The 22,724-nt window shown below is 71.7% G+C and carries 26 protein-coding genes and 1 pseudogene; 14 read left to right on the top strand and 13 right to left on the bottom strand.

The window, feature by feature from the left end; all coding sequences use genetic code 11:
• Positions 1–6 precede the first annotated feature (6 nt).
• The 3 genes from A7B18_RS07185 (at position 7) to A7B18_RS07175 (ending at position 3,279) form a co-directional block, all read left to right on the top strand.
• Positions 7–1,926: a WD40 repeat domain-containing protein gene (locus A7B18_RS07185; protein ID WP_180970057.1), complete on the top strand. Its 1,920-nt coding sequence runs from the start codon at positions 7–9 to the stop codon at positions 1,924–1,926.
• 267 nt (positions 1,927–2,193) lie between these two features.
• On the top strand, positions 2,194–2,490 hold the full coding sequence (locus A7B18_RS07180; protein WP_102126001.1) for a hypothetical protein: 297 nt from the start codon (positions 2,194–2,196) through the stop codon (positions 2,488–2,490).
• A gap of 75 nt (positions 2,491–2,565) precedes the next feature.
• Positions 2,566–3,279 carry a hypothetical protein gene (locus tag A7B18_RS07175; RefSeq protein ID WP_146009480.1) on the top strand — a complete coding sequence of 238 codons (714 nt, stop codon included), beginning with the start codon at positions 2,566–2,568 and terminating at the stop codon, positions 3,277–3,279.
• A 256-nt stretch (positions 3,280–3,535) separates the two neighbouring features.
• On the opposite strand, the gene A7B18_RS07170 is transcribed toward A7B18_RS07175, so the two are convergent.
• From A7B18_RS07170 to A7B18_RS07135, 8 genes are all read right to left on the bottom strand, one after another.
• Positions 3,536–4,711: an MFS transporter gene (locus A7B18_RS07170; RefSeq protein ID WP_102125999.1), complete on the bottom strand. Its 1,176-nt coding sequence runs from the start codon at positions 4,709–4,711 to the stop codon at positions 3,536–3,538.
• Entirely contained in the window at positions 4,711–5,718 is a 1,008-nt protein-coding gene (arsN2, locus tag A7B18_RS07165) for an arsenic resistance N-acetyltransferase ArsN2 (protein ID WP_102125998.1), read from the bottom strand. The genes A7B18_RS07170 and arsN2 overlap by 1 nt, the downstream gene beginning before the upstream one ends.
• Positions 5,712–6,191, bottom strand: a complete 480-nt coding sequence (locus tag A7B18_RS07160; RefSeq protein ID WP_102125997.1) for a MarR family winged helix-turn-helix transcriptional regulator — start codon at positions 6,189–6,191, stop codon at positions 5,712–5,714. The genes arsN2 and A7B18_RS07160 overlap by 7 nt, the downstream gene beginning before the upstream one ends.
• 70 nt (positions 6,192–6,261) lie before the next feature.
• Positions 6,262–6,939, bottom strand: a complete 678-nt coding sequence (locus A7B18_RS07155; protein WP_102125996.1) for an MIP/aquaporin family protein — start codon at positions 6,937–6,939, stop codon at positions 6,262–6,264.
• A gap of 1 nt (position 6,940) precedes the next feature.
• Positions 6,941–7,402 carry an arsenate reductase ArsC gene (locus A7B18_RS07150; protein ID WP_102125995.1) on the bottom strand — a complete coding sequence of 154 codons (462 nt, stop codon included), beginning with the start codon at positions 7,400–7,402 and terminating at the stop codon, positions 6,941–6,943.
• A gap of 4 nt (positions 7,403–7,406) precedes the next feature.
• Complete coding sequence (locus A7B18_RS07145; protein WP_180970056.1) at positions 7,407–7,727, bottom strand: ArsR/SmtB family transcription factor; 321 nt, start codon at positions 7,725–7,727, stop codon at positions 7,407–7,409.
• Between the two features lie 52 nt (positions 7,728–7,779).
• Positions 7,780–8,034: an HNH endonuclease gene (locus A7B18_RS07140; RefSeq protein ID WP_245872779.1), complete on the bottom strand. Its 255-nt coding sequence runs from the start codon at positions 8,032–8,034 to the stop codon at positions 7,780–7,782.
• Positions 8,035–8,465: 431 nt separating this feature from the next.
• Complete coding sequence (locus A7B18_RS07135; protein WP_180970055.1) at positions 8,466–9,716, bottom strand: toll/interleukin-1 receptor domain-containing protein; 1,251 nt, start codon at positions 9,714–9,716, stop codon at positions 8,466–8,468.
• A gap of 311 nt (positions 9,717–10,027) precedes the next feature.
• Here A7B18_RS07135 and A7B18_RS07130 point away from each other — a divergent pair, with 311 nt between their 5' ends.
• The 3 genes from A7B18_RS07130 to A7B18_RS07120 are packed head-to-tail and all read left to right on the top strand — an operon-like array spanning position 10,028 to position 11,307.
• On the top strand, positions 10,028–10,267 hold the full coding sequence (locus A7B18_RS07130) for a hypothetical protein (protein WP_102125992.1): 240 nt from the start codon (positions 10,028–10,030) through the stop codon (positions 10,265–10,267).
• A gap of 49 nt (positions 10,268–10,316) precedes the next feature.
• The gene (locus A7B18_RS07125) at positions 10,317–10,730 is read left to right on the top strand and encodes an FtsX-like permease family protein (RefSeq protein WP_342747152.1); all 414 of its coding nucleotides are present in this window, start codon (positions 10,317–10,319) and stop codon (positions 10,728–10,730) included.
• A gap of 19 nt (positions 10,731–10,749) precedes the next feature.
• Positions 10,750–11,307 carry a glycosyl-4,4'-diaponeurosporenoate acyltransferase CrtO family protein gene (locus A7B18_RS07120; protein WP_102125990.1) on the top strand — a complete coding sequence of 186 codons (558 nt, stop codon included), beginning with the start codon at positions 10,750–10,752 and terminating at the stop codon, positions 11,305–11,307.
• A 4-nt stretch (positions 11,308–11,311) separates the two neighbouring features.
• Here the strand turns inward: A7B18_RS07120 and A7B18_RS07115 are convergent, their stop codons facing one another.
• The 5 genes from A7B18_RS07115 to A7B18_RS07095 all read right to left on the bottom strand — a co-directional run bounded on the left by A7B18_RS07115 (position 11,312) and on the right by A7B18_RS07095 (position 16,495).
• Positions 11,312–12,604, bottom strand: coding sequence for a glycosyltransferase (locus A7B18_RS07115; protein WP_245872778.1), 1,293 nt, complete (start codon positions 12,602–12,604; stop codon positions 11,312–11,314).
• 23 nt (positions 12,605–12,627) lie between these two features.
• Positions 12,628–13,767 (bottom strand): FAD-dependent oxidoreductase, encoded by a 1,140-nt coding sequence (locus A7B18_RS07110; protein ID WP_102125989.1) that lies wholly within the window; start codon positions 13,765–13,767, stop codon positions 12,628–12,630.
• Positions 13,760–14,458, bottom strand: a complete 699-nt coding sequence (locus tag A7B18_RS07105) for a class I SAM-dependent methyltransferase (protein WP_102125988.1) — start codon at positions 14,456–14,458, stop codon at positions 13,760–13,762. The genes A7B18_RS07110 and A7B18_RS07105 overlap by 8 nt, the downstream gene beginning before the upstream one ends.
• Positions 14,458–15,594, bottom strand: coding sequence for a type III polyketide synthase (locus A7B18_RS07100; RefSeq protein ID WP_102125987.1), 1,137 nt, complete (start codon positions 15,592–15,594; stop codon positions 14,458–14,460). The genes A7B18_RS07105 and A7B18_RS07100 overlap by 1 nt, the downstream gene beginning before the upstream one ends.
• A gap of 187 nt (positions 15,595–15,781) precedes the next feature.
• Complete coding sequence (locus A7B18_RS07095) at positions 15,782–16,495, bottom strand: Dps family protein (RefSeq protein ID WP_102125986.1); 714 nt, start codon at positions 16,493–16,495, stop codon at positions 15,782–15,784.
• A gap of 213 nt (positions 16,496–16,708) precedes the next feature.
• Between A7B18_RS07095 and A7B18_RS07090 the strand changes: the two genes are divergently transcribed.
• The 8 genes and pseudogenes from A7B18_RS07090 to A7B18_RS22485 all read left to right on the top strand — a co-directional run bounded on the left by A7B18_RS07090 (position 16,709) and on the right by A7B18_RS22485 (position 22,715).
• Positions 16,709–17,368 carry a response regulator transcription factor gene (locus A7B18_RS07090; RefSeq protein ID WP_102126023.1) on the top strand — a complete coding sequence of 220 codons (660 nt, stop codon included), beginning with the start codon at positions 16,709–16,711 and terminating at the stop codon, positions 17,366–17,368.
• A complete protein-coding gene (locus A7B18_RS07085; RefSeq protein WP_102125985.1) occupies positions 17,365–18,732 on the top strand; it encodes a sensor histidine kinase in 1,368 nt (455 codons plus the stop codon). The genes A7B18_RS07090 and A7B18_RS07085 overlap by 4 nt, the downstream gene beginning before the upstream one ends.
• 5 nt (positions 18,733–18,737) lie before the next feature.
• Positions 18,738–19,235 carry a VIT1/CCC1 transporter family protein gene (locus A7B18_RS07080; RefSeq protein WP_102125984.1) on the top strand — a complete coding sequence of 166 codons (498 nt, stop codon included), beginning with the start codon at positions 18,738–18,740 and terminating at the stop codon, positions 19,233–19,235.
• 142 nt (positions 19,236–19,377) lie between these two features.
• On the top strand, positions 19,378–19,881 hold the full coding sequence (locus A7B18_RS07075) for a hypothetical protein (protein ID WP_102125983.1): 504 nt from the start codon (positions 19,378–19,380) through the stop codon (positions 19,879–19,881).
• Between the two features lie 27 nt (positions 19,882–19,908).
• Positions 19,909–20,328, top strand: coding sequence for a hypothetical protein (locus A7B18_RS07070; protein WP_102125982.1), 420 nt, complete (start codon positions 19,909–19,911; stop codon positions 20,326–20,328).
• A gap of 98 nt (positions 20,329–20,426) precedes the next feature.
• Positions 20,427–21,797, top strand: a complete 1,371-nt coding sequence (locus tag A7B18_RS22500; RefSeq protein ID WP_245872777.1) for a catalase — start codon at positions 20,427–20,429, stop codon at positions 21,795–21,797.
• 12 nt (positions 21,798–21,809) lie between these two features.
• A pseudogene (locus A7B18_RS22845) lies at positions 21,810–21,974 on the top strand (catalase-related domain-containing protein); the annotation flags it as partial.
• 27 nt (positions 21,975–22,001) lie between these two features.
• Entirely contained in the window at positions 22,002–22,715 is a 714-nt protein-coding gene (locus tag A7B18_RS22485) for a DJ-1/PfpI family protein (protein ID WP_342747153.1), read from the top strand.
• The last annotated feature ends 9 nt before the right edge of the window (positions 22,716–22,724 follow it).

Below are 22,724 nucleotides of genomic sequence, written 5' to 3'. Positions count from 1 at the left end.
TTCTCCGTGACGCTGCTTGCTGGCGGAAGTGCGGGCGCCGTCCAGGTTCAGGCCCGGGGCAGCGTCCCCGGTGGCCCTGCCGAACTCGTGGCCGTGAGCGGGGATGCCCGGACCGTCGCTGCCGTCTCCGCCGACCGGCTCGGCCTGTTCAGTCCGGACGGCCAGCGCCTCGCCCTGCTGTCCCCCACAGGCCGCAGCCTGACCAGCCTGGTCCCGGCGGGCGCCGACTTCCTCGCGCTGGACCGGGGCGGGACCCTGGTGCGGGTGCGGGACCAGCAGGTCACGGTGCTGGCGCGTGATCTCTGCGCTTTCCCGGAGAAGACGCCCACATGGCCGCAACTCACCTACGCCGCCGGGACCTTCGCCATTCGTTGCGGGGGCGAGGTGCTGCTCGGTCAGCCGGGGGCATGGCGGAAGCTGACGGCGCCGCCCTCGACCACCTTCCCTGTGTTCTCGGCCATCGCCCTAAGTCCCGACGGGCGGCAACTCGCGGCCTCGCAGGGCGAGAAAGTGCTGCGCTACGCCCTGCCTTCGCTGGAGGCCCTGCCCACCCTGACCCGCGTGCCGGGGGAGGACGTCCAGTTCATGGGCGATCCCGTCACTCCAGGGGCCGCGAGCGCCCTCACGTTCGACCCGTCGGGGAGGCGGCTGGCGGTGGGCTGGGGGATGAGCTTCGCCAAGGCGTACAACCAGTCGGTCACGGTGTACGACCTCGGTAACGGACAGGGCCGCTCCCTGCCCTCCTACCCGGACTGGACCGAACGACTGGCCTTCAGCGCGGATGGCCGCTTCCTTCTGGCGAATGGGAGCAGCAGCCCGCGAATCTGGGACCTCGGGGCTTGGAAGCGCCTGCCCCCGCCGCAGAAGCTCAACACGTACATCGGCGTGCGGGATGTGGCCTGGCTCGGGGGGAACGTTGTCAGCGCCAGCAGCCTCGGTGCCCTGACGTTCACTCCAGCCGGGAAGCAGGTGGCGGCCTACCCTCTGCCACAGGCGAACCTGACCGTGGCGACCTACACCGCGGACGGCAAACTGCTGGCCGTTGCGGGTGGGGACGGGCAGGTTCACCTGATTGACGCCAGGACGGGCCGGGTGCGCTGGAGTGCGGCGGCGCATCCCCGCTTGGTGGCGAGCCTTCGCTTCAACCGTGCCGGGACGCTCCTCGTGAGCGGGGACGGCAACAGCAGTTCGGTCCGGTTCTGGGACGTTCTCACCGGGAAGTCCGTCGGCCCGACGGTCGTCGGCGTGAACACCATTGCGGGCTTCACACCCGGGGACCGGGAACTGGTGCTGGGCGGGCGCGTGGTGCCCCTGGCGAGGGTGCTGGCTCGCCGGGGCGAAGTGTTCCTGGGGAGCCAGCCGGGGCGGAACTACCGAAGGTCGGGGAGCGAGGCAGCCGGGGTGACGCCCGCTGGAGATGCCGTGTGCGAGCGGACGCCGGTTTTAGGGAACCGTGGGGCCGGGGTCCGAGCTTCCCTGTGGAGCCTGAAGGGGCTGGAGCAGGTGCAGTTCGGCCTGACCCTGCCCGAGGGCCACAGCCTGGCGGTCGCCACGGCCGACTGTCATACCCTCGCCGTCTCGGCGCAGTCCATCGCCGGGTCGGGGGCGGCCTACCGGGTCACGCCGCTGGCCGTGGAGGTGTACGACCCCGGGACGGGGCAGAAGGTGCGGAGCTGGCCGACCGAGGGACGGGTGCGCTCGCTGGCCCTCTCGCCGGACGGGGGGCAGGTGGCGTACCTCGAAGAGGGCCGATCAGGGCTGGTGATCGGGAACGTGGCGACGGGGAAGCAGACCCTCTTCCCGGTGCCGCCGGTCGCGCTGGAACTGGAGAACGTGGCCTTGACCTTCCGCCCCGACGGGAAAGCCCTGCTCCTGGGGGTGGGTCTGCAACCTGGGGCGAGCTTGACGATCCTGGGCTTGCCGTAACCCGTCTGGGCACGAATGATGGCGGCTCCAGACGAGGGGCGCCGGGGAGGAGGGTGGGGATGCGACCCCACCTGCCTGCCCGGCGATGACCCTGCGGTGGACCGGTACCTGAGATTCACCCCACACCTCGAGCGCCGTGACACGGCCCTGGAGGATGAGCGGCGAGCGGCGCCAAAGTTCAACAACAGCTCTCTACCTGGCGCGTGCTCACCCTGGAGTGGACGCCCGTGTAACAGGAAGGTGAGAACGAACGATCTACCCTGAGCCATGTTTTCGCCGTTGAAGACGAGGTGGGCCACCCGGGAGAGGGGGAATGCCTGGCACCTGTGGACTGAACTCCTGCTGCTGGCCCTGCTGGGGAGCGGCCTGCTGTGGGGGGCCTGGAGAGCGGGCGCTGAGACGGCCCCAGCGTCCTCCACCTTCGCGGCTGAACTGCGGGCCTGCACCCAGCGGGTGACCGTCGGCTATACGACGTCGGGCATCCAGGTGAGCGCGGACGACGCGCGCACCATCTACGATGCCTGTGAGCGTGCGGTCCGGGAACGGTGGCCGCGTCCCTATTAAGGACTCGGCGACGAAGCTTGGGGCGTGGAGAACGGACTGTCTTCCACGATAGGGACGATCCCTATGCTGAAGAGGATGGTCGCCTCCTCTCCCCTTCCTGACCCCACGCCCCTGCTCGCGGCGGTGCAGGCCCGGTTGCGCGGGTACGTGGTGTGGCGGGTGGAGGGCAGTGAGACGCCCGAGCCCGGAGAGTGGCGGTTTGAACGGCTCCTGGCGGTCGTCGAGGACGAGCGGCTCTTTGAGCGGTGGGTGCGGCAGGCCCGCGAGATCGAGCAGGCATACCGAGATGCCCAACTGCTGCGCGCGCCCGAGCGCCGGATGCCCTCGTTTTTCGATGAGGTCTGCGACCACTGCGCCCTGCACGTCAACCAAGCGTGGGAGAGCCACCGCGTCCGCGAGCACGCCTTCGGGCTGGAGGGTGGCGCTTCGGCGGCCGACTGGCCCGCCCTGCAAGCCCAGCTCACGGTCCACTATGCCGAGCTGATCGCCCGGCTCCAGGCGCTCGACCTCCGGGTGGTCGAGGTGAAAGGGGTGCAGCACCTCCCGGGGAGGCCAATCTCCCCTGTGCTGCATTTGGAAGCCCGCCGCGGCCGTCGCTTCACGGTCAGGCGCCGCACCGGGGACGCCTACCGCCTGCACGCGAGCACGGTGAGTGGTGAGGCCGAGTCGGGGTGGTGGTCGTGCGAGGCCTGCTCAGCGACGTGCAGGCGGTCCACCCACGCCGGACGCCCCGCAAGGACAAACTGCCCCCCGGTGTGCCCGTTGGAACGTTCGAGGTCGTGCCGGTAGGCTAAGGGTCAGCCCCACGCCCGCCACGGGGCCACCACCAGGAAGGCCAGGCCCATCACCCAGCGCAGGGCGGGAGAGCCATCTACAGCAACCACAGGCCCACGTCAGAGTTAGCCCAACCTGGCGACACGTCGCGCCAGGGGGAGGAGTGCAGCTCAGTGGACGCAAAGGAAGAAGGCGGCTTTCGGCCGCCTTGATTCTTTAAAGATAGCCCGGTATGCACGCCACGCACAGGAGATGCGTCACCTTTCGCCGCTCAAGTCCTGGACGCCACATCCGCCGGAACCGTGTTTCCCCAGAGCACCCAGACCGCCAGGGCCGCGAGCACGCCGAGCAGCGTCAGGGACCACCCGTACCCGCTCGAAACGGTGTAGAGCCACCCCACCAGGAGCGGCGTGCCCGCCTGCGCCAGGTTCACCGGCCGTGCCATCCGCCCGTTTGCTGCCCCGAAGACCTCGGCAGGGTACTGCCGCGCCAGCACCTCGGCACGTGCCAGAGTCAGGGCCCCGCTCGCCAGCCCGAAGGTCACGATGCCCACCCCGGCGAGCGCGAGGGACGCCGGGAAGTGCAGCAGTAGCGCTCCCAGCCCCAGCCCCGCGAAGAGCAGTAGGGTCAGCGGCAAGGCCCCCAGCCGGGAGAGCAGCGGCACGAACAGGACCCGGCCCGGCAGGGCGGCCAGCCCCAGCAGGCCGGTGAGCGCCGCTGCGAGGCCAGGGGTGTACCCGGCGGCGAGCAGCAGCGGCGCGAGTTGCAGGCCCACGCCCACCGTCACGATCCGCGCCAGCGTGAAGGCCAGGGTCAGCCGCCGGAAGGAGGCGTCCGGGAGAAAGGCGGGACGGGCGGCGCCCGGCGCCGCCTGTCCCGTGGGAGGCAGGACCCGCCAACTCAGCAGGCCCGCCACCAGCAGCAGCGCCGCGAGACCGATGAGCGCCCCAGAGAGGCCGCTTGCCCCCAGCAGGGCGGTCGTGAGCGGCACGAAGATCGTGCTCGCCAGCCCCGCGACGAGCGTGATGGTCAGGGTGGCCCGAATCCGGGCAGCGCCGCTCACTTGTTGCCCCAGGACGGTGAAGGCGGCCTCGTAGAAGGTCAGGGCCATTGCCACGCCCGCAAGCAGCCAACCAAGGACGAACAGCGGGTAGTGGTCTGTCCACGCCAGGAGCAGGAAGGCGAGGCCGCCCAGGACCGCGCCGCCGCCAACCAGTACCCGGCCCCCACGAGCGTCGAGGGCGCGACCCACCCCCGGAGCAATCAGCGCCGTGACCAGCAGGGCGAGGGTGAAGGCCAGGCCGGTCTGAGTGCGGGACCACCCGCGTTCGTGCTCAGCGGCGACCGCGAGGAGGGGCTGGGCGTAGTACAGGGCGCCGTAGCTGACGGTCGTGAGGACGGCCAGCGTCCACACCAGGGAACGCTGGCCGTGAGAGGGGTCAAGCATCAGCCCAGGGAGATCAGGTCGGTCGTGGCCGGGCCACCGCACCCGCGCCCACTCGTGGGCGCGCAGCACGCCGAGGCCTCCACCGGCTCCGCTGTGGCGGCGGGCTGCCCACAGCTCTCAGAAGCCTTGCACTGCACGCCCGGCGTCCGCAGATGAACGATGACCCGCTCCGCTTGGGGATCAATGTGGGTGACGTGGTACTGCATGGCGGGAAGGGCACTGTTCCCGTACTCGAAGCGGACCTCGGCCTCCCCGCGCACAGGGACGCTCTTTGCCACCCGGTCGTAGATGCCCAGGAACTTACGGGTGGTCATGAACCCCTCTCCTGCCTCCCGCGCGCTGCCGTCCTTAAGCTGGATCACCGTCTCGCGCCAGGCGTCTGCCCTCCCGCCGCAGTCCATCGCCTCGATGGTTACGGCCTTGACCTCGGTGACGTGGTAACCGGGGCCGACCAGCCGCTCGTCGTGGAGCCAGAACTCCAGGGGAAGTTGAGGCCCTGTACGCAGCGCGTCGAGCAGCGCGGAGGTGGAGGTCTGGTCCTGAAGGCCGGGGATGGTCTGGGTCATGGCGTTCTCCCTGAGGGGCAGGTGCATGAGGGTGGCGGACCCTGGGCAGGCGTCCTGAAACTCGCGCGAGGCGAGCAGGGGGGCGGGAGCGCCCGAACGTGGCACGCCCACAAAGCCAAAGCGCGGGAAGTAGCCCTCGGCAGTGGTGGTGAGCAGGTAGAGATGCTGGAGGCCCAGGGCGCGGGCCAGGTCGATCATTTCCCCGACGAGCCGGGCGGCCACGCCCTGCCCCTGTACCGATGGCGTGACGGCCACGGAGCGCAGGAGCGCCACCTGGCCGTGCGTCTCCAGCCCGGCGAGCCCAAGCAGGTGCCCGTTCCCGTCCTCGGCGAGGAGGAAGCCGCCCAGGTGCTCGCGGACGCCCGCCGTGGGCAGGTTGAGAGCGGCGAGCAACGCCTCGGCGGCAGGAAGATCAGTGGGGCTTGCTCCCCGGGTCAGCATCCGCAGCCCCCCTCCCCGTCGAGTTCCGCCTGAAGCGCGGCGCTCAGGCCCGTGAGGAGCCGCAACGTCGCCGCCCGGTCCGCTTCCGGCAGGCGGGCCAGCACGCGGGCGGATTGGGCATTGAGCTGGGCGTCGAGGTCCTGCGCGGCCTGGTGTCCCGCATCGGTGAGGCGCAGCAGCAGGGCACGGCGGTCACCGGGGTGCGGGGTCTTCACGAGCAACCCCTGTTCCACCAGGTCGTCGGTGCTGCGGCTGAGCCACGCCTTGTCCAGATTGAGGGAGCTTGTCAAGGCCCGCAGGGTCTGGTCGCCCTCGCGCTCCAGGGTGGTGAGGATCGCGCACTGGGTCGTGGATTGCACGTCGCAGCAGGCGAAGTTCCGTTGCTGCAACTCGGCGAACTGGCGCGTCACCGTGCGGAGCAGCGCCCCCGTCTGACTCACCTCCCCGACTTTGTTGTTTTTGGCAACAGTCATAGGGCGACTGTACGCTCGCCCCCAGATAGTTGTCAAGAACAACAGTTGAGAGACACAACAAGTGCCGCTCTCAGAGAGGTTCTTGTTCGGGTACGAACTCCTGAGCGAGACCGGGCTCGGGTTCGTTGGGGCTCAGCAGGGCGTTGACGGCCACCGCCAGCACAGCGCCGAGCAGGGGGGCCACCCAGTACAGCCAGTGGGCCGTCCAGAGGCCACTCACCAGGGCCGGGCCGAAACTGCGGGCCGGATTCATGCTCGCCCCGGTGATCGGGCCGCCCATCGCGGCCTCCAGGGCGACGACCCCGCCCACCACCCCGGGCCGCCCCGAGCGCAGCGCGACCAGCAGCAGGAAGAAGGTCAGCACGGCTTCAAGGGTGAACGCCTGGCCCACGCTTCCGGCCGGAAGCGTGACCCCGAGGTTGCCACCCCTGCCGAACAGCGCCAGCAGCAGGAACGCCGCCGCGACAGCGCCGAGCAGTTGGGCGGCGACGTAGGGCAGGACCCGTCCGGGTGGGAAGCGGCCCGCCAGGGTCAGGGCGAGGGTGGCCGCCGGATTGATGTGCGCCCCGCTGATCGGGGCGAGCGCCGCGATCACCGCCGCAATAGTCAGCCCGAACACGGCAGCCACGCCCAGGTGTCCGAGGGCGCCGGTCTGCGCTTGCACCACCGCCGCACCCGGGCCGAAGAACACCAGCGCGAAGGTGCCCAGCGCCTCCGCTGCGAGGGCACGCGGGAGGGGTGCCGTCACGTCAGGCGACGGGGACGGCAGGGCTGTCCTCGTAGGTTTCGGGCACTGGCCGCCCTTCCCCCAGCGCCTGCACGAAAGCCTCGAACTGTTCCCGGAGCTGGTCACGCACCATGCGCCAGCGGTCGAGACTTCCGCCGCTGGGATCGGTGAAGGGGTAGTGCAGTCGGTGGGTCCGGCCCGGGTAGGCGGGGCAGGCTTCGGCGGCCGAGTCGCAGACGGTAATCACGTAGTCGAAGTTCTGGGGGTCCGGCACGTCCCAGAGCGTCTTGCTGGTGTGGTTGTCCAGGCTCAGGCCGATCTCCGCCATGACGGTCTTCGCGTCGTCCTTGACCCGGGTGGCCTCGGTCCCGGCGGAATGCACGTCGAGGTCGAGGCCGCGGCGCTGCGCCGCCGCGCGGGTCAGGGCCTCGGCCATCTGGGAGCGGGCGGAGTTGTGGGTGCACAGGATCAGAACGCGGGTCACACCCTCAGCATATGGATTTCGTTTGATGCGTCAAGGCGAGCGGACCCATGAAAATCTCGCCCAACAGGTTCCCACCCAACTGAAAGAATTGATCTTGCCGCAGGCTGTAATAGGTGTTCTTGCCGCGCTGCTCGGAGGAAACCAGCTCGGCTTCGCGGAGGATGCCCAGGTGGTAAGAGACCTTGGACTGGGGAAGCTCCAGCAAGGCTTCGAGGTCGCAGACGCAACGCTCGCCGCCCGCCAGGTGCCGGACCAACTCAAAGCGAATCTCGTGGGAGAGGGCCTTGAGCTGGTCGAGCACGCTGGGGACTGCCACGGTCGTCACCCTCTTAGTGTAGGGGTGTGGCGACGAGGCGGGGCCTGCGGTTGCCCCTTGTTCAACCGACGTGCTGGAACAGCGTGCCCCGGGACCAGCCCCGCTCCGCTTCCAGCAGGTGCGGAAACAAGGTGGGCTGGCCGCGCCTAGCCCGCCGAAGGTCCTGCTCCAGCGAGGCGTGGTGCCGCTGGCTGGGAAGGACCAGCAGGTTTTCAGGAGCGTTGTTCAGGGAGTCGCCGTCAATGTGGTGGACGACCTCGCCGGGGAGGAGCCGGCGCCCCAGGAGTTCAGCGGCCACCTGACGGTGCAGCCGCACCGAGCGGCGGCCCTCACGGTTCCAGATGCGCGTGTACTTGGGGTGACCTGAGACTGCGAGCAGAGAATTACCTAGTAAGACAATTCACATTTCGGTAACCTGCTCAAAACGCGGGCGAGGTGTCCACGACGGTCTTTTGACAGGTCGGTGCGGAAACGGTCGTTTTCGAGGCCGCCCCGCCTGTGCGGAGAACACGCACTTCCCGTATTGCGAAACACTGTTGCAGAGTCGAATTGAATGGCAACCGAGCTTCGCAACGTTGCTCAAAGCGTGGTTGAGGTCGTTAGGGTAATCCGCTGTTCTCACTCTCAGGTTACCCCTATCACTGCTGATCTCACCCCAGAATCTGCCGCTGGGCGTCGCCCGGCTGTCCTCGCATAGCCAACGCAGGGCGGCATCCATTCCACGCCCGCGAACGGGCAGAATCACGGTCACCCCCGGTCATCCCTGGGCACAACTGCAGGACGAGCCTCATTCAGCGGGAGCCGGAGCCGGGCGCGCAGGTCCTCGACCAACTCGCCAAGCCGTTCGACCGCGGGCTGAACGGCGGTCATCTGCGCGAGGTCACTCCACATCTGCTCGCGCCCGGCGCTGCCGCCGATGGCCGCCGTGAACCCGGGACGGGCCCCCTCGGCGGCGTGCAGCCGTTCCCGCAGGGTCTGGCCCTGCCGCCGGAGCGGCGCCGTGTTGACCGGCGGGTCCGAGCGGTAGTGGCTGAGCGCTTCCCAGGCGTCCCGGACGGCCGCCTCCAGAAGCCGGAGTTCCTCGGGCTCGTCCGGGCGTTGGGCCGTCGCCGCGGGCGCGCCCGGTCGGACCCTCTCGAGGTGATGGTCTTCCCGCACCTGGCCGGCGTCGCCGGAGCTGACCTCGAGGAGCGTGGGGACCGGACGTCCCAGCGCCTGGCCGAGCAGGCCGGGAAACGCCGGATCGAGCCACAGCTCGCCGTAGGCGGCCGTCCCCGACAGCTCGTACGTTTTCCCTGGCCCCGCCGGCCCCTGGGTCCGGTGTTGAAACCGCTGCTCGACCAGGCCGTGGTCCCTCAGCACGGCCAGGGCGGCGTGGGCACCCTGTTCATGGTCGCCCAGGGTGTACTGGTGCCCCCCTGCCCGCAACTGCTGCGGGAACTCCGGTTGACCGCAGGCCCGGGTGAGCGTGGCGACCGCGCCCGCGACCGTGTCCAGGTCCCGGTGCCTCGCGGCCTGCTCGGCGGCCTGGACCACGTCGAGGAAGGGCTGCCAGTCCACGGTCGGCGCCCGCATCTCCACCTCCTGGGCGAGGTTGGCCACCAGCTTGTTTAGGGCCCGGACGTCCGTCGCGCTCAGGCCGTTGTGGTTCACATACGGTGGGGGAAGCTGGGCCGGGCTCAGGCCGGAGTGGCAGATGGGGGTGACCGGCTTGTTCTGAACCCACAGCGCGCCGAACTCGATGTTCACCCAGGGCCGCCGCAGGGCGGCGGGGCTCAGGATCAGCAGGCCGTACCGGGTGGCCCTCAGGGCGTCCTGAATGGTCCCGTTGAAATCTGCCCCCATCCGGATGCTGCGGTCGTCCGACGACACGAAGATGTTCACCTGGCCGAGAAAGGCCCGGTCGAGCAGCTCCTGGAGCTTGAGGGCGATCTCCTGTTCGGCGCTGAAATGCGAGATAAAGATCAGCGGGCGATCTGGGGGCGTCCGGCGGGCCATGCCTTCAGTATCCCGCCTCACCCCGCCCGGCGGGGCAGGCGACCGTCCGGAAGCGGCCGGGAGAAGCAGCACGCCGAGGTGGAGCGGTGGTCGGGCGCGGTCTGGAAGGTCAGGGGGCCCCATTCCCTTCCTGGCATTGGAAGGTGCAGGGAGCCCCGCCAGGGGGAGCTGGCCGGAGGGCACGGAGCGGGAGTCGAAGGGGAGCGGCACAACCAGCAGGGCGGGGACCGGGGGCGCGAGCGGACCCGTCGTCCAGGCCTCGGTGGAGGCGCGCCCGGCGCGGAACATGAGCGCAACGTGGCCGCGCGGAGGTGTTCGTCCACCTCCCCGCGCCGGTGGACGAGGGGCTGACGGCGCAGGCCCTGGCCGCCCGGCGACCGGTGGGCCATCCCGCCCAGGTCGCCCGGATGGGCGTGCTGCGTCTCAGGCAGGAGGCGCACGCGGTGCGGGCCCGGCTGGGCCCGGGATACCCGGCGCAGGGCCACGCCCTGGCCGCCCCCATGGTCGAGCTGGTTTACGGCCTGCTGGACATGCGGGATGACGAGCCATGAACTCAGGCATGGGAGGAACACGGCACCCTGGAGCAGGGGAAAAGCGTCCATGCTGCTGGAGAGCAGTAACGCCGTGGGCCTGCGCCTCTCCCTCGTCTCGCTGCTGGTGGGCGGGCTGACGGCCCTCAACACCGTGACCATGGACGTGGTCGAGCGCACCCGGGAGTTCGGGACCCTGCGGGCCCTCGGGGCGCGTCCCGCCTTCCTGCGGGCCCTGGTGCTGACCGAGAGCCTGCTGCTCGCGCTGCTGGGCGGCGCCGCCGGGGTGCTGCTGGGCCTGGTCGGCGCCTGGGGCGTCGATCTCTACACGCAGAACCTGGCCGGGATCGACGCGGCCGCCGTCACCCCGCGCCTGGCGGTCCTGAGCGTCGGGGTCTCGCTGCTGCTGGGGCTGCTGGCGGGGCTGTTGCCCGCCCGGGCCGCGGGCCGCCTGACCGTCTCGGGCGCGCTGCGCCGTCCCTGAACCCCGCTATGCTCGGGACGTGCGGCGGGAGAGCGGGACGGACGGCTGGGCGGGCGTGTTCCTGGGCCTGGCCGGGGTGACCGGGGCGGCCTGGCTCACGGGGAGGGTGGTCGGCTTCCGGGGCCTGCCCTTCGCGCTGACCGCGCACGTGCTCCTGATGCGCTGGGCGCTGTACGTGCTGCGCGCGGTCCCGGTGCGCCCGCCGGAGCGCTGGTACCGGGTGAGACCCTGGGAACCCGGCCTGTACCGCCGCCTGGGCGTGCTCGGCTACCGGCGGCTGCTGCGGCGGGTGGGCTGGGAACGCTTCCGGCGCGGGGCCACGGGCTTTGACGGTCGCCGGGCTTCCCTGCCCGCCTACGAGCGGGCGACCCGGGAGGCGGAGTTCAGCCACCTGCTGCTGGCGGGCCTCGGGACGGGGCTGGTCGCGGGCGCGGTGGCGCGGCGGGCCTGGAACGCGGCGGGCTGGCTGCTGGGGGCCAACCTCTTCTTCCAGGTCTACCCGGTGATGCTCCAGCGGACGATGCGGGCCCGGCTGGAGCGGCTGCGCCCCCCCCGGCGGGCCGCCGCGGGACACTGAACGCTCACTCCTGGGACCCCGGTGCGCGGACGGGCCGGCCGGTGCGCGCGAGGGTCTCGATCAGCGCGGCGGCCTCGCGGGGCGCGTCGTGGCGCCTCAGCTCGGCGCCCAGCTCGCGGGCACGCTGGCGGACCGAGTGCTCGCCCAGCAGCGCCAGCACGGCCCCGCGCACCCGCTCGGGGGTGGGCGCGCCCGTGCGCAGGTTGACGCCCACGCCGGCGTACTCCACCCGGCGGGCGACCTCGGCCTTGTCCTCGGTGGTGCCCGCCACGACGACGGGAATGCCGTGCGTCAGGGCCTGCTGCACGCCGCCGTACCCCCCGTTGGTGACGTAGACGGCGACGTGGGGGAGCAGCGGCGCGAACGGCAGGAAGGCCGCCACCCGGGCGTTGCGGGGCACCTGGCCCAGCGCGCCCGGGTCGCGGGCGCCGGCGGCGACGACCAGCACCTCCTCCCCGTCCAACGCCTGGAGGGTGGGCAGAATCAGGTCGCGCGCCCGGGTGGCGAGGGTGCCCTGGGTGACCAGCACCACCGGGCGCGGGCGGAGCACCTCGCGCCACCAGCCGGGCAGACGCGCGTTCTCGGGGGCGGGCGGCAGGATCGGCCCGATGAAATGCAGGTGCGGGGGCAGGTCGCTGCGGGGGTACTCGAAGCCCGGCACGGTGGGTTGCAGCATCAGCCGGGGGGCCACCGGGGGGGAAACGGGGCGGGGGGGCACGCCGACCCGGCGGCAGAGGGCCTCCAGCTCCCGCGACGCCCTGCCCAGGATGACCCGTTCCGTCGCCCAGCCCAGAACTCGGTTGCGCCAGCGCCCCAGGGGTGAGGTGTCGGGCCCCAGCCCCAGCCCGAAGGGGGCCGTGTCGCGGCTGGCGATCCCCAGCGGCAGGATGCCCAGCAGGGCGACGGGCGGTCCGCCCAGTTCCTCCAGCAGCAGGGCGGCGCCCAGGGTCTGCTCGGCGAGGATCACGTCGGCGGGCCAGGCCCCGTGCACCGCCTGGAGGTCTTGCAGTTGACCCCCGATCTGCCCGACGAACACGTGCTCGATGTCAAACTGAATCTGCCGCAGGCCCGTCCGCTCGCCCCGTCCCGGGAAGGTCGCCCCGAAGTCGTCGTCGTCGTAGTCGCGGGCGTGGACGAAGGGCTCGAACCCGGCACCAACCGCCCGCACCCGCGCCGCGTACTTGCGCCCGGTGTACCAGCGGACCTCGTGCCCGCGCCGCACGAGTTCCTCCGCGATGGGCAGGAGCGGCAGCACGTGGCCGTGGATGGGCTGCGAGGCGATCAGGATTCTGGACAAGGGCGGTCCTCCCGGAGCGGGTCTCACAGCCAGCGCATGGTGAAGGCGCGGGCCAGCAGGGGTTGAACGGGGGACGAGAGGAGGCCGCGCAGCACCGCGTCCCGCACCCGCCGTGCCGGGCCCCGGGCCGGGCGGCCGAAGACCATGTTGAACTCGGCCTGCCGGGTGGCGAGCCGGGCCGAGCGCAGGCGGGCCCGCTCGTAGCGCAGGAGGGCGGCGCCGGCTCCGGGAGCGCCGCCCAAGGCCTTCCCCAGCAGCGGCGCGAGCGCGGCGGCGTCCAGCCAGCCGAGGTTCATCCCCTGCCCGCCGATGGGGCTGACCTCGTGCGCCGCGTCGCCGACGAGCAGAACCCGGCCTGCCACCATCCGGTCGGCCAGGTGGTGGCGCACCCCGAAGGCGCTGAGCATGGTGCAGTCCCTGGCGGGCAGGTGCAGCCCCGTCCGCCCCCGCACCAGGGCGGCGAGGTCCTGCGCCCGCGCGTCGTCCCGCAGTGTCTCCGTGTAGACGACCCAGCGCCGCTGTTCCCCGGGCAGGGGAAAGGACTCCACCACGCCGTCCTCCATGAGAGAGATCGCCGCCCGCGGCCCGAAGGCGGTCGTGTCCGGGAAGTCCCCCATCAGGTAGCTGTCCGGGTACGTCCCACCAGGGAAGCCGATGCCGGCGAGGCCCCGGACCGTGCTGCGGGTGCCGTCCGCCCCCACGACGAGGCGGGCGCGGAGGGTCTCCCCGCGCCCGCTTTCCCGGCAGGCGACCGAGACGTGCCCGCCCTCGTCCCGCAGCCCCACGACCTCGACTCCCCGCCGCAGCGCACCCGGGGCGAGGCGGGCCAGCCGCTCCTCCAGCACCCGCTCGGTGTCCCGCTGGGGCAAGGAGAGGATCAAGGGGTAACGCGGCGAGGCGGCGCGGAAGCTCAGCTCGCCGATCACTCCGCCCCGCCCGAGCACGACCCCGCCCGTGATGGGCACCCCGGCGGCGAGCAGGGGGGTGGTCAGGCCCACCTCCTCGAAGGCCGCCAGGGCAGGCGGATGGATGCCGACGGCACGCGAGTGGCCGCTCCTTGCCAGGCGGCGCTCCAGCACCGCGACGCTCAGTTCCCGCCGGGCGAGCAGGCACCCCAGGAACAGGCCGACCGGTCCGCCCCCCACGACCAGCACGTCAAGCATGCGGTCCCGCCCGGGTCAGCAGGAGGCGGAAGGGAACGAGGGGCTGGACCTGCCAGCCCGGTGGCGCGAGCGCCGCGAGTTCCCGCGCCGTGTGGCTGCGCCGGATCGAGAGCAGCCCGTCCTCCCGGATGAACGAACCCCGAAAGAGCCGCGCCCCCGCGCTGAAGGCCCGGTACGCGAGGGGGTGGCGGGCGAGGTCGCTGTGGACCACCCGCACCCGGCCCAGCGCCTCGCTGTCGCGCAGCAGGGTGCTCAGTTCGGCGTCCGTCAGGTGGTGCAGCAGGTGGTTGGAGATCACGAAGTCGAAGGCGTGGCCCTCCCGCACGAGGTCGCCGCTCAGCGCCTGCCGGAAGGTCACGTCCGGGTCGGCGGGGAGCCCCGTGGCGTAGGCGACGGCGCGTTCGTCGGCGTCGATGGCGGTGACCCGGAGCTGCCGACCGCCCTGCCGCGCCCAACGGGCCAGGTGCCGCGCCACGTCCCCGCCGCCGCAGCCGATGTCAAGCAGGGTCAGCGTCCGGCCCGGGGACAGGTGCGGGCGCAGCTCGTGCCGGTACACCCGCCGCCAGCCTGCCACGAGAGCGTTCACGGTGCCGAACTGGGCATAGGTGCGCTCCAGGCCGGGCAAGTCGCAGTTCGGGTCGTCCATCCGCTCGCGCAAGTGTGCGGCGCGCCGGGAGAGGTCGGGATTCATCAGTCGAGCCCGCACAGCCGCGTCATCAGGGCCGACTCCACGGTCAGGCCGGGGCCAAAGGCCATCGCGCACACCCGCTCCTCGTCCCCGGCCTCCCGCAGCAGGTCCTCCAGGATGAACAGCACGGTCGCGCTGCTCATGTTGCCGTAGCGGCGCAACACCTCGCGCGAGGGGCGCATCTGCTCGTCGCTCAGGGCGAGGGCGCCCTGCACCCGGTCGAGGATGCTTCTCCCGCCGGGGTGGACGGCCCAGCGCTCGACCCCGCGGTGCGCGGCGTCGCCCGGCCCCCGGGACTCCCCCAGCAGCGGCGCGAGGGCCCCCCCGATGTGCGACTCGATGATGTCGGGGACGTAGGTGCTGAGCACCATGTCGTAGCCCTGGTCGCCCACCGTCCAGGCCATGTCGGCCTCACCCACGCCGGGGGGCGTGAGGGTGGTCTCGAAGCGGTCGAGGCGCAGCGCGGGCGTGCCGGGCGCGGGCGGCCGGGCGGCAACCAGGGCGGCGGCGGCCCCGTCCGCGAAGACCGAGTTGGCGATCAAGGTGTCGGGGTCGTCGGCCGAGTGCATGTGGATGGTGCACAGCTCCGCACACACCACCAGCACGACCGCCCCCGGGTCGGCCTCGCAAAAGGCCTGGGCCATCTTCAGGGCGGGGAAGGCGGCGTAACAGCCCATGAAGCCCACGTGGAAGCGGTGCGCGGAGGCGGGCAGCCCCAGCGCCCGCACCAGGGCGTAGTCGGGCCCCGGGGCGAAAAACCCGGTGCAGGACACCGTGACGACGTGGGTGACGTCGGCCGCGCCCAGGTGGGGGGCCGCCGCCAGCGCCCTCCTGGCCGCCCGCACGAACAGCTCGGTGGCGTGAGGCACGTAGAAGTCGTTGCGCGCCCCGGTACCGGGTGTGAGCATCCGGCCCGTCCCGGGGTCGTAGAAGAGGCCCGGAGGGTCACCCGCCGAGCCCAGGAAGTCCCGCACGACGCTGTGCCTCTGGTCGATCCCCGAGGCGCCGAAGATGGAGGTGGTGAGCCGCTGCCCCAGGCGGCCCAGTTCGGGCTGCGACCGGATCACGTCGCGGATGACCGACTGGGGGTAGGCGGTCTCCGGGACGGCGGACGCGATGGCGTGTAGATAGACAGGCATAGGTCAGGGTAGGGGGACAGGCGGACGCGGTTCCTTCCGCCGGCTTCAGGGGATGCGGGGGAAAAGGGGGGCCGCCGGGTGAAGGAGCGGGGGCGCGCCGGAGGGACCTTCCCCAGTCCGCTGGCTTCCTGCTCCGCGGGAAGGAAGGAGGGCCGGGCGGGCCCCCCCCCGGGTCGTGCCCGTCCCCTTATTTCCCACGCAGGGGCACGGGCTGGTTGTTGTTGAGGTCGAAGCCGCTGTTGGGGTCGCGCGGCGTGTTCTGGAGGAAGGCGCGCATCTGCCACTGGTACTTCTCGATGCCGTGCTCAACCTCTTGCAAGAGGTTGGCGGTGGTGGGATCCACGTTCTCCACGTCACCGATGCGCTGGTGAATGCGCTGCCCGACCGTCTCGTACTGGTAGGTGAAAAACTGGATCACCTGGCTGTCGTCCATGAAACCCGCCTGGATTTCCGGCAGGCGCGAGGCCGCCACGATGGTGATGGCCCGCCCGTCGCTGGACGCCCCCACCGAGAGCTGGCGCTCGGCCACGTCGTCCGCGTACTTGCTGATGCCCTCGTAGTGCTCCTGAAGGAGCTCGTGCAGGGTGTACCACAGGGTGCCCGACACGTTCCAGTGCGCCTGCTTGGTCTGGAGTTGCAGGGCCTGAAGCTCGGTCAGGGTGTTTTGCAGCGCCTGGACGCTCTTCTTGAGATCCTCGGTCCCGGCGGCAGGCAGGGTCGTGGCCCGGTTGTACGGCAGCGGGGAGGCGGTGCCCGTGTTCTGCGCGGTGGGCTGCCCGGTGGTGGGCGCGGGCGCATTCACGTTGGTGGAGGGCACGCCGGCCCCCGCGGTCTGGGCACCCGCCCCGCCCGCGAGGGCCGAGGGAAGGAGGAGGGCGGAGAGGAGGATCAGGTGTTTCATGAGGGCTCCTGGGTGGGGTTGGGGCGACACAACCGCCGTGAAGGTAGGCAGGCGCGGTTAGACGGGTGCAAGAGAGGGCAGGTCCTCAACGCTTTCTTAAGCTCCCCTCACGTGCCGTTCTTACGCCCCTTTGATCTGGAACGCCTACCGTGGCGGCATGACCCTGCCCGGCGGCCCCTGGATGTCCTGTGCTCCCCCCCGGTGGCGCTGAGCGTGCGGCTGCTGCTGGTGGAGGACGACCCGCGCATCGCGCTCCCGACCGCGCGGGCGCTCTCCGACGCGGGCCACGAGGTCAAGGTGGAGCCGGACGGCGTGCGCGGGCTGACCCAGGCGCGCTCGGGGAGCTACGACGCCCTGCTGCTCGACGTGATGCTCCCGGGCCTCGACGGGTTCGAGCTGGCCCGCACCCTGCGGGCGGAGGGTGCCGAGGTGCCCATCGTGTTCCTCACCGCCCGGGGCGCCCTGCACGACCGGGTGGACGGCCTGGACCTGGGCGGCGACGCCTACCTCGTCAAGCCCTTCGAGCTGCCCGAACTGCTCGCCACCCTGCGGGCGATTGTGCGGCGCGGCGAGGGGGTGCGCAGCGCGCGGGTCGAGTTCGGCGGTGGGGCGGGTCTCCTGGACGCCCGACACCGCCAGGTGTGGTGGCAGGGACAGGTGGTGGGCTTCACGGCGCGCGAGTACGCCCTGCTGGAGACGCTGGTGCTCTCGCAGGGACGCTGGTTTACCCGCGAGGAGCTGGTCACCCGGGTCTGGGGCCCCGACTTCGGGGGCGAGGCGCGGGTGGTGGACGTGTACGTGAGTTACCTGCGGCGCAAGCTGACCCCCGGCGTGCTGGAGAGTTCGCGCGGGCTGGGGTACCGGGTGCCATGAGCATCCGCATCCGGATCGCCCTGGGCGTCGCCCTCCAGACCGCCGTGGTGGTCCTGGTGGTCGCGGCGGTGCAGTTCCTCGCCCTGCGCTCCTTTCTCGCCGTGGCGGAGTACGAGCGCCTGGAAATGCTGATCCCGCGCCTGGAGCAGGAGCTGGCGGCGCGGCCCCGGTCCGAGACGGCCCCGCCGCTCGAGATCACGACGCTCCCGCGCAACGTGGACGTGCGGGTCCTGCAGGGCGGGCAGGTGGTGGCGGTCACGGAAAACTTCCCGCCCATCCCGGCCGACCTGCCGCCCGGCTACGCGCCGCGCGCGGGGCACGACGTGCTCATCGCCACGGTGACCCTGCGCGGAGGGGCGGCCACGGCCCAACTGGCCAGCGACGTGCTGGGGGTCGTCAACCCGCTGCGCGCCTACCTGCGGGCGCTGGCAGTCACCGTGCCGACCGCGGCGGCGCTGGTGGCCCTGCTGAGCTTCCTCCTGGCGGGACGGCTGCTGCGCCCGGTGGCCCGCTTGCAGGAGGCGGCCGCGCGGCTGGGGCAGCGGGGGGACCTGCGCTCTCCCCTGCCCGGGGCGGGGCGCAACGACGAACTCGGGCGGCTGGCCGGGACCCTGCAGACGTCCTTCGCGCAACTCGCGGACGTACGCGAGCGGGAGGAGGAGTTCACCCGGGCCGCCGCCCACGACCTGCGCTCCCCGCTCGCGGCGCTCAAGATGCGGCTGCAAGGCTCGCTCGCCGGGCCGCGCAGCGAGGCGGAACTGCGCGAGGACATGGCCGAGGCGCTCGCCGACGTGGAGCGGATGCGCCGGCTCACCGAACACCTGTTGCTGCTCGCCCGGGGCGTGCGGGCGGTGCAACTCCTGCCGGTGGACCTCGCCCGGGTGGCCGGCGAGGCGGTGGACCGGGCGCGCGAGGCGGCACCCGACGTGCGGCTGGACTTCGAGACCCGGGGCGACGCCATGGTGATCGGCGACGAGGCGCTGCTCACCCACCTCGTCGAGAACCTGATCGGGAACGCCCTGCGGTACGGGCAGGGCGCCGACATGCGGGTGGGCGTGGGCGGTGAGGCCGACCACGTGCGCCTGACCGTGCAGGACGCGGGCCCGGGCGTGCCCGAGACGGCCCTCCCGCACCTGGCCGAGCCCTTCTATCAGGTGAACACGGCCCGCGGTGGGGAGGGCAACGGGCTCGGGCTCGCCATCGTGCAGCGCGTGGCGCAGACGCACGGGGCCACCCTGCGCTTCGAGAACGGCGAGCCCGGGGGCCTGCGCGTCGCGGTGGACTTTCCCCGGACCGGGACCGACCAACCGGAGTGGCCTGCTCGGGATTTCTTACCTCCGCATAACAGGAATCATTCTCAATAAGGAGCATGTCACAGGCTTCTCCCCACGACCAGACGTTCGTTCTCCAAAAAATTCAACCTGCCCTGCTCGGTCTGATGGACGGTTCGGTCAGCACCCTGGCTCCGATCTTCGCCGCCGCTGGCCTGACGGGGCGACCCATCGACGCCTTCTTCGTGGGCCTGGCCGCCTCGGTGGGGGCGGGCATCAGCATGGGGCTGGCCGAGGCGCTCAGCGACGACGGCGTCGTCTCGGGGCGCGGCACCCCCCTCGCGCGCGGCGCGATCACCGGGGTCGCCACCATCCTCGGCGGGATGCTGCACACCCTGCCCTTCCTGCTGCCCGACCTGCGCGTCGCCCTCAGCCTCGCCTACGCCGTCGTGCTGGTCGAACTGCTGGTCATCGCCTATATCCGCTGGCACTACATGCGCTCGCCGCTCGCCCAGACCGTCGTGCAGGTGATCGTGGGCGGCGGGGTCGTGTTCGGCGTCGGGGTGTGGCTGGGGACCCTCGGCGCCCGCCCCTGAGGGACAGGCGTGCCGTGCCGCTCCCCCCAGGCTGGCCTTGGTCCCGGTTTCATGAAGCCCGCGTCCTTACCCCCGCCCAACATTCCCGGCGCCCACTGGACCGGGGCCGAACGCGCCTCACCGTCTCGGCAGGAGACCTCCCATGACCCACGTGCTCACCCTGCGCAAAGCCCTCGTCGTCCTCGGCCTCCTCGGGCTGCTCGGTCTCGCGGCGGAACTCGCGGCCGTCGGCCACTGGTACGGCCCCTCGCAGCTCATCCCGTTCGCGGCCATCGCTGCCGGGGTGGGAGCGGCGGCGCTCTTCCTGGGGACCGACCGGGCCTGGTCGCGCCTGCTGCTGCGCGCCGCTGCCGCGCTGCTCGTCGTCACCGGGGTCTACGGCGCAGTCGAGCACACCGGCAAGAACCCCGAGCTGCTGCGCGAGGGACGCGCCGGGGCGCTCGGGACCTCCCCCGAGGCGCGCCCGGGCGAACCCGGGGTGCTGGGGCTGCCCGCCCCGCGCGCCAACTGGCTCAACGGCCCGGCCCCCGTGAGCGCGCCCCTGGCGATGAGTGGGCTCGGCCTGTTGCTGGGGCTCGCGCTGTACCGCCGCGAGGCCGACCCGTCCGCCCCCGCCCCCGCCCTCTCCCAGCCGCAGGCCCGCTGACCCGGCTGACCCCCCAGGAGGAACACCATGTCGCACGCCGCCCGCCACTGGCTCGGTCTGATGCTGCTCGCCGCCGTCGCCTGGATTCATTACCGGGACATCCCCGGCAAGCTCGGCGAGACGCCGTACCTGGGCTGGCTGTACATCCTGCTCGTCGCCGGGTGCGCGGCGGCGGGGGCGTGGCTGTTCACCGAGCGGGCCCGGGCCGGGTACGCCCTGGGCGCGCTGATCTCGCTGGGCGCCATCGTGGGGTACGTCCTCACGCGCAGCACCGGCCTGCCCGGGGCCACCGGCGACATCGGCAACTGGGCCGAGCCCAGCGGCGTCTTCGCGCTGATCGTGGAGGCCGCGTTCGTGGGGCTCGCCCTCTCCCGGCTGCGCCGACCGGCCCCCCTGGCCGCCGTCACCGCCGCGGGCCGTGCGCGCGGTGTCGACCCCCGCCCCTGACGCCGGCGCACCTCCCCGGAAAAGCCCGGCGCGGGAACACACGATCAGGCCCCGTTCCTTCGCCCTTTCGCCGTCCTCCAGGAAAGGCAGGTCCGCTCATGGCCCAGAACCGCAAGCTCTCCACCCCGCTCTCCCTCGACGACACCGCCAGCAAGCTCGGTGAGCAGACCAAGGCCCAGGACCTCAGCGCGAACACGGCCGGCCCCGGTGCCCGCCTCACCGACAACATGGGGCACGCCGTCAGCGACGACCAGAACTCGCTACGGGCTGGGGTGCGCGGTCCCACCCTGATGGAGGACTTCCTCTTCCGCGAGAAGCTCCACCACTTCGACCACGAGCGCATCCCCGAGCGGGTGGTCCACGCGCGCGGCGCCGGGGCCCACGGCTACTTCCAGCTCGACAAGTCCCTCTCGGCCTACACCACCGCGAAAGTCCTCACCGAGGTCGGGGTGCAGACCCCGGTGTTCGCGCGCTTCTCGACGGTGGCGGGTTCGCGCGGCTCGGCGGACACGGCGCGCGACGTGCGCGGCTTCGCGGTGCGCTTCTACACGCAGGAGGGCAACTGGGACATCGTGGGCAACAACATCCCGGTGTTCTTCATCCAGGACGCCATCAAGTTCCCCGACCTGATCCACTCGGTCAAGCCCGAGCCGCACAACGAGATTCCGCAGGCGGCCAGCGCGCACGACACCTTTTACGACTTCATCTCGCTGACCCCGGAATCCATGCACATGCTGATGTGGGTCCACAGCGACCGCGCCATCCCCCGTTCCTTCGCCATGATGGAGGGCTTCGGCGTCCACACCTTCCGCCTGGTGAACGCGCAGGGGCACGCGCACCTCGTCAAGTTCCACTGGAAGCCCCTTCTCGGCGTGCATTCGCTGGTGTGGGACGAGGCGCAGAAGATCGCGGGCAAGGACCCCGACTTCCACCGCCGCACGATGTGGGAGTCCATCGAGGCCGGGCAGCCCTTCGAGTGGGAGCTGGGCGTCCAGGTCTTCACCGAGGCGCAGGCCGAGGGGTGGGACTTCGACGTGCTCGACGCCACCAAGATCGTGCCCGAGGACCTCGTGCCGGTGCAGCGGGTGGGGCGGATGGTGTTGAACCGCAACCCCGACAACTACTTCGCGGAGACCGAGCAGGTCGCCTTCATGACGACCAACATCGTGCCGGGCGTCGAATTCAGCGACGATCCGCTGCTCCAGGGCCGCAACTTCAGTTACCTCGACACCCAGCTCTCCCGCCTGGGTTCGCCCAACTGGCCCGAGCTTCCCACCAACCGGCCCATCGCGCGGGTGGCGAACAACCAGCGCGACGGCCACATGCGCCAGACCGTCAACCGGGGGAGGGTGTCGTACGAGCCCAATACCCTGGGGGGCAACCAGCCCGCCGAGGTTCCGCAGGCGCGCGGCGGGTACGTGAGTTACCCCGAACGGCTCTCGGGCACCAAGGTGCGCGCCCGCGCCTAGAGCTTTGCCGACCACTACGGGCAGGCGCGGCTGTTCTGGAACTCGATGACGCCGGTGGAAAAGGAGCACATCACCCGGTCGCTCCAGTTCGAGCTGAGCAAGGTCGAGACGCGCGACATCCGCCTGCGGATGCTCGGCCACCTGGAGCAGATCAACGAGGTGCTCGCCGCGCAGGTGGCCCGCGCGCTGGGCGAGAGGCCCCGCATGGGCGGCACGGCCAAGCCCGGGGGCACCGCCGACTCCGCCGCCGAGATGGCGGTCCTGGCGGCGGCGACCACGCCGACGAGCGCCTCCGGCCGCCTTCACCGCGCGAAGGGGTTGAGCCAGGAGGAGGGCCAGCCCCGCCTGGCCAGGGGACGCAAGGTGGCGATCCTGGCCGCCGAGGGCGTGAACGCCGCGCAGGTGGCGGCGGTGAGCAAGGCCCTGACGGACGCGGGCGCGATGGCCGACATCGTCGGGCCGCACCTGGGGGCGCTCGCGGAGGGCGTGGTGGCGAACAAGACCCTCGCCAACACCGACCCGGTGCTGTACGACGCCGTGCTGGTGCCGGGCGGAGCGGCCAGCATCCAAACCTTGATCGGCCTGGGAGACGCCCACAACTTCGTGGCGCAGGCGTACAAGCACGCCAAACCCATCGGGGCGCTGGGCGAGGGCACCGAGCTGCTGACCGCGTCCGAGATCGGGCGGCTGCTGCGGGCCATCGCGGGGGCGGCCCAGGCGCCAGCGGGCCGACCGGACGCCGTGCAGAACCTGTCCGAGGTGGGCGGGATGCGCCTCGCCAGCGGGGCGGGCGCGCAGCAGCTCGCCGAATACGGCATCGTCGTCGGCCAGAACGGCGGCACCCCGGCGGCCTTCGTCAGCGCGCTGGGGCACCACCGCTACTGGGGCCGCCCGAACGTCGGGCAGGTTCCGGCGTAAGTCCGGGGG

Source organism: Deinococcus planocerae (genome assembly GCF_002869765.1).
GTDB lineage: Bacteria > Deinococcota > Deinococci > Deinococcales > Deinococcaceae > Deinococcus > Deinococcus planocerae.
This window is presented reverse-complemented; position numbering and strand designations above follow the sequence as displayed.